The organism is Planomicrobium okeanokoites (genome assembly GCF_003428875.1).
Lineage (GTDB): Bacteria > Bacillota > Bacilli > Bacillales_A > Planococcaceae > Planococcus > Planococcus okeanokoites.
The window spans coordinates 169,572-180,941 of the sequence record NZ_QQRS01000003.1 but is presented as its reverse complement, the minus strand read 5'-3'; the positions used below and the strand labels follow the sequence as shown (position 1 = coordinate 180,941).

At 48.5% G+C, this 11,370-nt stretch carries 11 protein-coding genes; 2 read left to right on the top strand and 9 right to left on the bottom strand.

Translation table 11 applies throughout. The annotated features are described in order from the left end of the window. Positions 1–57 precede the first annotated feature (57 nt). The 3 genes from D2910_RS08830 to D2910_RS08820 form a co-directional block, all read right to left on the bottom strand. Entirely contained in the window at positions 58–315 is a 258-nt protein-coding gene (locus tag D2910_RS08830) for a hypothetical protein (RefSeq protein WP_117313231.1), read from the bottom strand. Between the two features lie 7 nt (positions 316–322). Further along, positions 323–1,132, bottom strand: a complete 810-nt coding sequence (locus D2910_RS08825) for a tryptophan-rich sensory protein (RefSeq protein WP_117313230.1) — start codon at positions 1,130–1,132, stop codon at positions 323–325. A gap of 160 nt (positions 1,133–1,292) precedes the next feature. Continuing rightward, entirely contained in the window at positions 1,293–1,802 is a 510-nt protein-coding gene (locus tag D2910_RS08820; RefSeq protein WP_117313229.1) for a YfiT family bacillithiol transferase, read from the bottom strand. Positions 1,803–1,991: 189 nt separating this feature from the next. Between D2910_RS08820 and D2910_RS16885 the strand changes: the two genes are divergently transcribed. After that, the gene (locus D2910_RS16885; protein ID WP_165850162.1) at positions 1,992–2,168 is read left to right on the top strand and encodes a hypothetical protein; all 177 of its coding nucleotides are present in this window, start codon (positions 1,992–1,994) and stop codon (positions 2,166–2,168) included. Positions 2,169–2,224: 56 nt separating this feature from the next. On the opposite strand, the gene D2910_RS08815 is transcribed toward D2910_RS16885, so the two are convergent. Next, positions 2,225–2,887, bottom strand: a complete 663-nt coding sequence (locus D2910_RS08815) for a Type 1 glutamine amidotransferase-like domain-containing protein (protein ID WP_205854602.1) — start codon at positions 2,885–2,887, stop codon at positions 2,225–2,227. Between the two features lie 354 nt (positions 2,888–3,241). Then, on the bottom strand, positions 3,242–3,706 hold the full coding sequence (locus D2910_RS08810; RefSeq protein WP_117313227.1) for a GNAT family N-acetyltransferase: 465 nt from the start codon (positions 3,704–3,706) through the stop codon (positions 3,242–3,244). A gap of 179 nt (positions 3,707–3,885) precedes the next feature. On the opposite strand from D2910_RS08810, the gene D2910_RS08805 reads away from it, so the two are divergent. After that, positions 3,886–6,741 (top strand): hybrid sensor histidine kinase/response regulator, encoded by a 2,856-nt coding sequence (locus tag D2910_RS08805; RefSeq protein ID WP_117313226.1) that lies wholly within the window; start codon positions 3,886–3,888, stop codon positions 6,739–6,741. 531 nt (positions 6,742–7,272) lie between these two features. Here D2910_RS08805 and D2910_RS08800 read toward each other — a convergent pair. The 4 genes from D2910_RS08800 to D2910_RS08785 are packed head-to-tail and all read right to left on the bottom strand — an operon-like array spanning position 7,273 to position 11,261. Continuing rightward, positions 7,273–7,629, bottom strand: coding sequence for a response regulator transcription factor (locus D2910_RS08800; RefSeq protein WP_084242837.1), 357 nt, complete (start codon positions 7,627–7,629; stop codon positions 7,273–7,275). Between the two features lie 19 nt (positions 7,630–7,648). Beyond that, complete coding sequence (locus D2910_RS08795) at positions 7,649–9,046, bottom strand: glycosyltransferase family 2 protein (protein WP_117313225.1); 1,398 nt, start codon at positions 9,044–9,046, stop codon at positions 7,649–7,651. Continuing rightward, positions 9,046–10,098: a HEAT repeat domain-containing protein gene (locus tag D2910_RS08790; protein ID WP_117313224.1), complete on the bottom strand. Its 1,053-nt coding sequence runs from the start codon at positions 10,096–10,098 to the stop codon at positions 9,046–9,048. Before D2910_RS08790 ends, D2910_RS08795 begins: the two co-directional genes overlap by 1 nt. After that, complete coding sequence (locus tag D2910_RS08785; protein ID WP_117313223.1) at positions 10,095–11,261, bottom strand: response regulator transcription factor; 1,167 nt, start codon at positions 11,259–11,261, stop codon at positions 10,095–10,097. Before D2910_RS08785 ends, D2910_RS08790 begins: the two co-directional genes overlap by 4 nt. Between the last annotated feature and the right edge of the window lie 109 nt (positions 11,262–11,370).

Below are 11,370 nucleotides of genomic sequence, written 5' to 3'. Positions count from 1 at the left end.
TTTATCAGCGATTTTTTAACGTTTATCAGCGATTCTCTTAAATCGGCGGACTCCGTTTCATTTATAATCCGTCAAACGCTTTATATGTAGGAAGAACGCAAAAATCGCAAGCGGCATATACAATTCACCGGCCGCAGCACCAGTCTCCATATTCATCTGTTGCTTACTCAGCTGACTGCTCGGCAAATAATTCAGCACGCCTAAAATTGAGTAGTCATCTTCAAACGCCAACGCGAATGAAACAGCACCAATCGAAAAAACCACGCCAGATGCTGGTGCATCTGGCGTGGCGGGGCTTGCAGGTTTTATTGCCATAAGGATTTTAACTCGAATGCTGCTCAAACAGCGAATTGCCATTCCTGATAAAACGCCAAACGGCTGCGATCAATAGGATCACGATGCCGGCAATTAAGAACCATTGAATAGTAGTCGCTAATTCGGGATCGACGCGGCCGCTGGTATACGAACCGTAGATGCCGAAGAACGCCCACGCCAATGGAAGCGGGTAGGCCGCATTTTTATACTTGGAGATATAGATCAGCACGAATGCGACGGCGACCGCCAGTATGATCAGCGTCCACACCGAATAGGAAATGCCGAAACCGCCCCAGTCCAGCTGCACCAACAGCAGTGACGTATTGACGACGGTCGCGATGGTCACCCATGCGCAGTAGAGTGTGAAACTGAGTCCTGCCAGCGTTGACGGAACTTCAAAACGGTGCGTATAGATTTTCCCGATGATGAGGAGCAGCGAGAACAGCATGCCGATGATCAAAATCGTGGAAATGCCCAAGCGCTCATACGAGAAGGCCACGATCCAGCTCATATTGAACAGCGACAGCAGGATAAACCACGGCGAGATCAATAAAACCAGTTTGCTGACCCGCGCATCTTTCCGTTTGATGAACAGGTAGACCAAGGTGATCAGCACCAATGTGTAAATGACCCCCCAAATCGAAAACGTGAACGGCGCCGGCGAAATCAGCGTCATGTACTGGTCGGAGATGTCCGCCTGGCTCTGTCCGTTGAAAAATCCCGAAGACCCGAGGTAATTGACGCCAAGCGTCAGGAAATAAATCACCAGATTCACAATCGTGAAGATTTTCGTTTTCTTTAATGCGTTGTCATCCATTATGGATTCATCCTTTCGGTGGATCGTTGCCGTGCCGTGTAACTTGCTCTTCTTTATGTCTTCCCGAATTGACCGGGAGGCGAAACAGGTTTTTGAGAAATAATGCCAAATCAAAACCGCCGAACGGCATCACTCCCGTCGGCGGTTTTGTCGTTCTATTTCAATTCTCCAACGCAATCTGAATATGCGCCAAATGATGTTCTTCGTGCCAGCACAGTTTCGCAAGCTTCGTGGCGACTGTGATCTCCCCGTTCACTTCATGGGTGAAGACGCGGTACAGCACCTCTTCCGGCAGACGCTGCCCCAGCGAAACAATCCGCTCGTTCAGCCCTTCGAGTATCCGAATCGAACTTTCGACCGGCAAATCGTTGTCCGGAAGCGCCGACCATTTTTCCTGATCGAACGCGGGCACCGTCGGATTGTCATCTGTCAAAGCCAGCTTCAGGCGCTGATACATATTGAGCTGCGAATCCCCGACATGATGCACAAGCTGGCGCACCGTCCAGCTGCCTTCCCGGTACTTCTTCTCCAATTGTTCGTCATCCAATCCGTCGACCGCTTCACGCAGCCGCATCGAATAACTGCCGATTTTTTCCAGCCATTCCTGGATATGTTCAGCTTTCACGTCGTCAGGAACCTGCAATGGTCCAATAGGAAATCTCACATCCATTTTTCCAACCTCTTTCCCTAATCCGTATTTGGCGACTATCCTGTTCACGCTCAATATACCAATGCCGCCAGATTTTGTAAACTCGCAGTCCGAGCCCTTAGCTCCACTCCAAATAAAACCTTGTATGACGAAACCAAAACCATTCCTGCCCGTAGAATAAAACAACACGTTTTAAAGGAGCCGTTCAATATGAGAGTAAAAACAATTTATGCCTGGAGCGAAACAGGCATGGACCGCAAAGTGAACGAATTTTTGGAAAGCACGCCCGCAGAAGTCGTCGACATCAAATTCGGCACGCCGATTTTCTTCTTCAGCGCGATGATCATGTACAAGCCGGCTGATTCCAACAAGAGCATTTCGTTTTGATTTTCAGAAATAAGACCCGCCGATTCGGCAGGTCTTATTTTTTTCGACATATTCACTTACGACCAAAGCGTCTCATCCAATTTCTTAATTTCAGAATGTGCAATCAAATAGACATCACCTAAAATATCGAGATGATCTCCCTTTACCCGCAGTGCGCAATCTTTATTCGACGCGTAGACAGGCAGTTCTTCCGATAAAAGAGCCAGTTCGCTTCGGACCATTTCAATATTATTCTCAAGATCGAAGTGGGACAGGACCGAGAAATTGCCTAACCCGATTCCTTCATATAAATTGCTTTCCTCGACATCATAGCCAAAGTTTCGCGAGCACAGCCACTTCGCCGACATATTGATCGCACCGGCGCTCGCCCCTAATACGACGGCGCTGCTTTGCCGGATTGTGTCCGCCAAGCCATATTCTTTTAAAAAGACATTCTGCTCAACCGTATCACCGCCCAGCAGGAAAATGGCGGAAGCGTTTTGAATCAGCGATTGGGCGTCTTCTTTTTGGACGCGATAATTAATCAGGTGATATTCATCAAATTTAATGCCGGCGTGATCGAGCCACTCGCGTTCTGTCGAACCATCAATTTCATGTGTCGTGGGCATCGAACTGATCATCACCAGCGATTTTCGTTCGATTATGTCTTCCTGCAACGATTTCTCCAGTTTCACCGGAAAGTATTCGGTGAACCAGCCTAAATAATAATGAATCTTCATGTCTGCCTCCTGCAAATCACATTATTCCGCTTCTTTATCTAACTTCAAACCTGTTTTTAATCTTTCCGCTCAGAAAACTCTGCGTTTTGCGGCTGTTTCTCAGCTTTTTCTTCGAAATAAAGTCACGCAAGCCTTCTTTTATGGAACTCATCGTGCACGCGGCGGTTCTATGAGCAGTTTTGGCTGCTCTATGATCACTTATTGGATTCTATGATCATTTATCGGATTCTATGATCACTTTTTCGATTCTATGATCACTCAGGAGATTCTATGATCACTTATTCGATTCTATGATCACTTATTCGATTCTATGATCACTTATTCGATTCTATGATCATTCAGATGATTCTATGATCACTCAGCGCCCTGCACCTCAAAATCACGCCGCCACTCATATTTGATATCCGGCAAATTCTCTTCATTCTCATATCCCCGTCCGACTTCGACGAAACCGTGCTTCTCGTAAAAGCGTTGCGCGTTTTTATTCGTTTCAAAGGTATACAGGAACAGACTGCCGCCCGAATGCTCCTTGGCCAGCTTCAATAATGCCGCGCCAATCCCTTTTCCTTGCTGGTCAATGGCTACATAGAGCTGATTGAGCTCCTCCGCGTTGAAGACGGTGATGCCGACGACGCGGCCGTTTTCGAGCGCCAGGTAAATCTCGTAATCCTGCGGAAGAATATGGTTCAAGAAATGGATGTGGCTGTCGAAAGAGTGGATTTCCTTTTGCCCGATCGCCTCTTCTTTGCTGGCTCGCCACATCACCACCGCTTCCTCGGCGTATGAGGATTCATAACGACATATTTGAAAATCCGCCATTTTCTTCCCCTCCTCTGCCTGATGGATTCACTCCTGCCTCCCCCCAGCCTCTTCTACCTATTGAATTGATTATAATGCACAATAAAATAAAAAGCATAATCCTGTAAATTCGATTACAATATAAATACTATAAATCCAAAAATCGGGATTAAAGTAAATAGCATTCAGGAGGCACATGCATGCGGAAGCCAGCAGAAAAAGGGATACGGCGGAAATATTTACGACTGACCATTTCATCATTGATCATCTGTTCGATAGTGGTCGCGGGAATTTATTTTTTTATGAACAAGCAGCAAGACGAACACCGGGCTGAATACATAGAACTCCGGGAGAAACAGGAGATGGTGAAAGAACTGTCCGACTCAGTGAATGAGCTGTTTTTCCGGGTCAGAGGGTTTTACTCTTTCAAGTATGAGCAGGATCTGGAGATTGCTTTTGCAGAACTCGACAATCTGAAGAGCCTGATCGCACGGATGAATACCTTGTCGTTGTCGGAGGATGAGCGGCAGCCGATTGCAGAATTGAGCGAGTTCCTGGGAAGGTATGAAAGCGAATCGCTGCCGAGGTCGATTGCAGCGGTGCGAGCGGATGATTATGCGCTAGTGCGGGAGATTTCACGCAGCGGCACCAACTCGGAGGTCAACTCATTCATCGCTTTTGCCGAAAATTATGAGCGGGCATCTGAAAGAAGCCTGGAGCAATTGAACCAAAGCCTGTTAAGCGAAAGCCAGAACTTTTCCTTTGCGCTGATGCTGCTCTTTCTCCTGCTGTTCCTCATTGTCGCATTTATTATTTTGCGCGCATTGAACGATATCGTGAAACCGCTGGAAGGCATGCGCGAATCGATTGAAGGCTTTGTGGGCGGCGAAGATATCGCTTATAAGCCGCTCGAGCGTTCGGACGAGCTTGGTATTTTATCGAGGACTTTCCATAATATGATTCAGACTATCCGCGGGAATCAGGAAGAACTGACTGCGCAGAACCAGGCGCTGCTGCTGAATGAAGGCGAACTGCAGGAAAAGCAGACGAAGCTGGAAGAATCGCTGGAAGAAACAGAGAAGACCAAAGAGCAGCTGATTCGCTTCAATGACCTGAATCACATCCTGTCGTTCACCTTGGATAAGCAGAAATTGGCCAACGCGACACTCCAGTATTTTATTGATACCTACGAAATTGACAGCGGGGTGCTATGGCTGCCTGAGTCAGGGGAATTCGCGTTGGAAGGATTTACGGAAAGCATGTTCATGCAATTCCGGGAAGAGCGGACCCCTTACCTGTTGGAACGGCTGAAAGACCGCGAATCGTTCACCACCAAGCGGGAAGCAATGCATGAACAAGGGATCGCGCTGGAATCGGTATTTGTGAGCGATCTGTACGCTTCTGTGAAAAACGCAGAACAGGAAAATATCGCACTGATCGGTCTGTCGCGTGTAGGCCGGACTTTCTCGAAAGAAGAAGAGCTTGATATCAGCGGGCTGCTGAACCGCATCCATTTGGCGATCGATCGCATTCAGCTCTATGATGCCGCCATCCATGAGCGGACGTTGAACGAACGCATCATCAACAACATTAACGAAGGAATCCAGTTCATTTCGAAAAACGGCAATATGGTGCAGCACAATAAAACCATGTGCAACATACTGGATTGCGGCGGTATTCCACTGGATGCAAATGTGGAAGCGGAAGTCTGGATCCGCTATATGGCTGAACAGACAACCGATCCTGAAGCGATGCTGAAATTCCTGCACAAATGCATCGATGAAAAAAAGGTGGCTTCGAGCAGTTTCCAATACACCGTCAAAGACCCCGATGAACGCGTAATCGACGTTTACAGCACATCGGTCGTGGTCGACAAAGAGAAAACGGGAACGATTTTCGTACACCGGGACGTTACGCGGGAACGCGAAGTCGACAAGATGAAATCCGAACTGGTCAGCACTGTGAGCCATGAACTGCGGACACCGCTGTCGAGTGTCCTCGGCTTTACCGAGCTCCTGCTGAACAAACAGCTGAAACCGGAAAAACAGGAACGCTACCTGAAAACGATCTATAAAGAAGCCAAACGATTGACCAACCTGATCAATGACTTTTTGGACCTGCAGCGCATGGAATCCGGAAACCAAGTCTACCGAATGGGCAAATTGTCGATGAGCGAGATGATCATCGAGACGGCTGAGAAATTCCGTACGCAATCGACCCACCCGATCATCATCATCGATGATGCGTCCGATGTCGTCATCGAAGGCGACCGCGAACGCCTGGCACAGGTTTTGATGAATGTCATCGGCAATGCCATCAAGTTCTCACCGATGGGCGGCAATGTGACGATTTCCCTGAAGAATGACTCCAAAAATCTGCATGTCTCGGTAAAAGATGAAGGAATCGGCATTCCGACTGAAGATATTCCGAAGTTATTCTCCAAATTCCAGCGCATCGATAACAGCTCGCGCCGGAAAATCGGTGGAACAGGCCTCGGCCTTGCCATCTGCCAGGAAATCATCGGAAAACACGACGGGCGTATTTGGATAGAATCCCAGGAAGGGCTTGGCACATCGGTCCACTTTGAATTGCCGCTGCTGTCTGAAACGACCGAATACGTCTATCCCGAAGGTGCAGAAGGCAATCCGCCGGTGATGATCGTCGAAGACGACATAAGTCTTGCATTGCTGCTGTCTGAGGAATTGAAGCTGAACGGCTTCAAAGTGATCTATCATACGAGTGTGGAAGAAGCGTTCAACGAGGCCAAACGGTCGCGGCTTGTCGGCGCGGTGGTCGATATCATGCTCGGTGAGGAACTGACTGGCTGGGATCTGGTCGACATGATGAAGAAAGACGCGGATACGAAAGATATTCCGATTGTCATTTCGTCCGCCCTGGATCCGGTTTCGGATGAGCAGAAGTTCACCCAGATCAACCATTACTTGACCAAGCCTTATGCATCGGTCGACCTATCGAAATTAATGAAAAAACTGCTGAACGACCAGCACCAGGACGGCGTCATTTTCTATCCTGAGAAAGAAGCTGTGTCGGAGTGAATGGGATGGGAGAGAGTTTTTAAATACACTAAAAAACGAACAGGCCTGTTAGGGGCTGTTCGTTTTTTTTAGCATGTTGAGAAAGAAAAGTAAGGAATCGATATTCCGCAAAACAGCTTCGCTTGCCTGGGGGCTTGTACTGAGCTAACTCGGACTCGGTCCCCTTCGCCCGAGTGGATCTCAGCACTTCGCTCGAAAGGGAGTTGGAAGCCAACTCCCTTTCTACTCCCCTGGGCGTCTTCGCTGTTTTGCTCCATATCTTCAAATCACTTGCTATATAAATGTTTGAAGAAGAATGGTCTTTATACAGAAGCAGATGCTTTATCTCGGACCATCATTAGAATGGAGTTTAAGCCGGTGACTCCTGCAGGAGTAAGAGCGAGTCCTGAGACCCCGCAAGAGCGAAGCGATGAGGAGGCTCAGGCCGCTCCCTGCGGAAAGCATCCGGCTAAAACGGAATAATTATAGAAATTAAAGTTTCTCCACCAACCAAAAACGAACAGACCCGCTCCGGGTCTGTTCGTTTTTTCACTATGAAGCGACTATCTTCTCCACCAGCTCCAACAGTTCCATCGGGCTGAAGGGCTTGGACATGAAATGATTCGCCCCTTTCCGCATTGCATTTTCACGGTCTGCGTCTTGCGCTTTGGCCGTCAGCATCAGGACTTGCGTGTCGATCTGGTCATTCCGGACTTGCTCCAGCACCTCGAGGCCGGTCAGGTAAGGCATCATGTAATCCAGGATGATCAAGTCATACTCGTTCTCCCGAATTTTTTCAAGCGCCTCACGGCCGTCTTCCGCTTCTTCAATGTCAAAATCGTCTTCGAGCGTATCGGCAATCAGGATGCGAAGAATATCTTCGTCATCTGCCACTAATATTTTTTTCATTTATATATGCCTCCTAAAACTAAGATGAGATCCCTTTGCGTTTCATATCGCCCCAATGCGCTTTTTTGCGGAACGCGGCGAAAATTCCCTGGACTCTCCATAGGACCATAAGCGGTCGGTACCAGAACGTTTCGGTCAGCGCCCAGAAATAAAGACGCAGCAAGTGGGAAGCTTTCGGATATTTATGGAGCGTCAATTCTTCCAAGAGCACGGCCAGTGCAGAAATGAGTGAGCCATAAAAAATCGTCACTAAAAAGAGGATGCCTGCCGTGTAAGGATCGATGAGCGAAAAGAAGAAGCCGCCGAAAATCAGGAAATAGCCGACAAACTCGAATACCGCTCCGAGAAGCTCCACAAACAGAAAGTATGGCATAGAAAAAAGGCCGACAGAACCGTATTTGGGATTCAGCATCATCTTCCGGTGAGTCCACAGCGTTTCAAATAATCCGCGCTGCCAGCGGATCCGTTGCGAGCGCAGAACGTCCAGCGATTCTGGTGCCTCGGTCCAGCACACGGGATCGGGAACATATTCGATGCGCTGCTTCGACTTTTCTTCACGGAGAAGCCGGTGCAGCCTGACGACCAGTTCCATATCTTCCCCGACTGTGTTTTTATTGTATCCGCCCGCTTGAATGACGCGTTCTTTATTAAAGACACCAAAAGCGCCGGAAATGATGAGCAGGATATTCAGATGGCTCAATGCGAGCCGGCCGATCAGGAATGCGCGGAAATACTCTACGATCTGCATGAGCACAACCGGGCTTTTCGGCAAATCGATTGCTTCCACTTTGCTCCGCGAAATGGTGGAGCCGTTGGCAATGCGGACAGAACCGCCCGTCACTATGATTTGGCCATCCGATTCGATGATGGGTTTCATGGTTTTCAGGAGTCCGTCGTTTTCGACGATGGAATCTCCGTCGATTGCACAGAAATAAGGATAGGAGGACAGATTGATGCCCGCATTCAATGCGTCCGCTTTCCCGCCGTTCGCTTTCTTGATCAAGCGGATATACGGAAAAATGGACGACTGATAGATAGCCTCGACTTCAGCTGTTTCGATATGCATGCGGACAGCGAACGGAATTTGCTTCATCTGGAATTCTTCAATCATACGCTCGGACGTTTTGTCTTTCGACCCGTCATCAACGACAATGATCTCTTTTTCAGGATATTCCAGTGCCAGCAATGAACGGACCGTGCTGGTCACACCCACTTCTTCGTTATAGGCAGGAACAATGATGGAGACGGGATACGTATTCAAGTTGCCGATCAGGTCTTCAGTGGACTCCGTTTTGTCGAGCTGGTCCTCTCTCTTCACTTTCCTGAATGCCAGCATGAAAAAGCCCAGGTAACTCAGACTTGAAAAAAGCATATAAGCGATAACGATATAGGCTGTAAATTGAAAAAAGGTTTGCATCAGGTTTCACTTCCTAAAAGGGACGCTTTCCACTGGGACGCCATATCGCGGGCAAAGCGGTCTGGATGATTGGCGGACAAGTGGGACAGCAGGATATCGCCATCTGAAAACTGCACCAGCGCTTCTGCTGCCGAATAGCGGACCCACCAAACCGGATCGCCGAGCAGCGTGCTGAGCGTTTCTTTGAATCTGGACAATTGCAGCCTGCCGGCTATGCGGGAAGCATACATCCGCTCAGGCCATGACGATGACTCGAGGAACGGCAGCAATAAGCCGGGATCGGAAAGGTATTGCATATTAAGGATGGCTTTCAATGATTGGATGCGCATTTCGCCTTCCTGAACCCGTAATTCATTTTCAAGATACGGAAGGAATGAAGTCAAACCCGCCAGGCCGATATAGGAAATGGCCGCATGCTTCAATGCGCTATTGGTCTTTTCATTCCGCAATGCGGCATCCAATTCTTTCAATCGGGTACTTTCATCGAGCCGTTTGAACACATCGGTGTACAACCGGACCGGTGCATCTGGATACCGCGCCAATGCAGGGATGGTGGCCGTTTCGTCCAAAGAGGCCAAGGTGCGGATCAGCTGCTGGGTTTCCAGATCCAGCTGGGTGCTCTTATCAAGTTTTTCTTTCAGCACGGGCTTCAAGGACTCCATACGAAAATCTTCAATATAGTACAGTGTATTCATCCGCAGCGCCCAATTTTTGCGCGACAGCTGTTTGGCGTAATGCGCTGACAGGAACTCTTCCGACAATCCTTTGACCAGCGGAGAAGCGACGCCGCCTTTTGTCACTGAAACATAGCCGTTCAGCAAACGTTCCAGAACAACGATTTTATGCGGATTGCTGCGGATTTCCTGGATGAACCGGTCATCGGAAGGGTTCAGCATATAGGAGCTGAACACGTCGATCAACGCTTCATATTGCTGGGTGATCGCTTCCTCTTTAGCCGACAGCCGCTGCTTGCGCCAAGCTAATGCGAGCAACAGGATGAGCTGGCCGGCGAGCAGGGAGATGCTGAGGATCAAATAGAAAATCAGGCTCATTTGAACATCCTCTTAGTAAGCCGCTGGACGCGCGCCACCACTTCCTGGGCATAGAATGGTTTGACAATATAATCATCTGCGCCGCTTTTCAGCGCCAAGACAATATCGGCTTCATTGTTGCGGGAAGTCAGCATGGAAATGATGATATTGTCATGGGGGTACCGGCTGCGGACATGATTCAAGACTTCGAGGCCATCCATTTTCGGCATGACGCCGTCGAGCAGGATCATATAATTCTCTTCCGGTTTATACCAATCCGATTCCACGAAACTGGCGCCCTCAGGGTATTCTGCTATGTGAAGATCGAATTCTTCCGGTTTCCATCCGGCAAATTGCTTCGTGATCAGTTTGCGCACAAGGGAATCATCGTCGACAATGACGATGTTCAGGTGGCGCTTGAGTTCCTTTTCATCCTTTTTGTGGATGATTTGGGCCGCTTCGGTCAATCCGTCGTAAAGCGTCCCTTGTGAAATCGCTTCCTGGCTGCGCAGGCGGTTACGGACATAGGCCGTTAAAAAGTCCATATCGACAGGTTTGGCAATAAAATCAGTGGCGCCAATCTCCATCGCCTGTATCCGGTTCTCAATCCGGTCGTCCGCGCTGATGACGGCAATCGGAAGAAAGCGGGTTTTGGCCGCTTCATGAATCTGGCTTACGAGGTCAAAGCCATCGGTATCGGGCAGATTGCGGTCCACAATGACCATCTGTGGCAGAAGTGTATTGAAAAATTCCAGCCCTTTCTTGCCGTCAAGCGCAATAACGACCGAAATGCCTTGTGCTTCCAATGTTTCTTTTACCGCAGCTGCAAAGTTCGCGTCCGCGTCTATCACCAGGACAAACGATTCTTTAGGCGCCGCATTTTCAGAAGAGCTCACGGCTGCTGCCAACACCGGTTCGTCTGAGGTGAATAAGGCTGTAAATGTCTCCATAAGTGGTGTTAATGTTTGGAATGGCACTAACGCCATGCTGTCTTCCGAATAAAATTCCAGCTGATTTCCGCTGAACACGGAAAGATCCATCAGCCCGATTGTGCCGGCCGTGCCTTTCATTGTATGTAAAAAACGGTATACATCCCTTTCCTGAACGTGCTGCTGCGTCTGCCACCTGGAAAATTCCTGTTCCATTCTATTGGCAAGCATTGTCTTGTATTTTGTCGAAGCCATGCTGATCCACCTTCTTTAACAATTTCTGGATAGTAGTCATTATACTATACATACGCATAGGATATGGTCATAAATATACTATTAAATACTATCTCTGGTATAGTAATTT

What these genes read in the sequence shown, in the direction of transcription:
- D2910_RS08830 (WP_117313231.1), bottom strand. Translation starts at nt 315, where the DNA reads ATGGCAATAAAACCTGCAAGCCCCGCCACGCCAGATGCACCAGCATCT.
- D2910_RS08825 (WP_117313230.1), bottom strand. Translation starts at nt 1,132, where the DNA reads ATGGATGACAACGCATTAAAGAAAACGAAAATCTTCACGATTGTGAAT.
- D2910_RS08820 (WP_117313229.1), bottom strand. Translation starts at nt 1,802, where the DNA reads ATGGATGTGAGATTTCCTATTGGACCATTGCAGGTTCCTGACGACGTG.
- D2910_RS16885 (WP_165850162.1), top strand. Translation starts at nt 1,992, where the DNA reads ATGAGAGTAAAAACAATTTATGCCTGGAGCGAAACAGGCATGGACCGC.
- D2910_RS08815 (WP_205854602.1), bottom strand. Translation starts at nt 2,887, where the DNA reads ATGAAGATTCATTATTATTTAGGCTGGTTCACCGAATACTTTCCGGTG.
- D2910_RS08810 (WP_117313227.1), bottom strand. Translation starts at nt 3,706, where the DNA reads ATGGCGGATTTTCAAATATGTCGTTATGAATCCTCATACGCCGAGGAA.
- D2910_RS08805 (WP_117313226.1), top strand. Translation starts at nt 3,886, where the DNA reads ATGCGGAAGCCAGCAGAAAAAGGGATACGGCGGAAATATTTACGACTG.
- D2910_RS08800 (WP_084242837.1), bottom strand. Translation starts at nt 7,629, where the DNA reads ATGAAAAAAATATTAGTGGCAGATGACGAAGATATTCTTCGCATCCTG.
- D2910_RS08795 (WP_117313225.1), bottom strand. Translation starts at nt 9,046, where the DNA reads ATGCAAACCTTTTTTCAATTTACAGCCTATATCGTTATCGCTTATATG.
- D2910_RS08790 (WP_117313224.1), bottom strand. Translation starts at nt 10,098, where the DNA reads ATGAGCCTGATTTTCTATTTGATCCTCAGCATCTCCCTGCTCGCCGGC.
- D2910_RS08785 (WP_117313223.1), bottom strand. Translation starts at nt 11,261, where the DNA reads ATGGCTTCGACAAAATACAAGACAATGCTTGCCAATAGAATGGAACAG.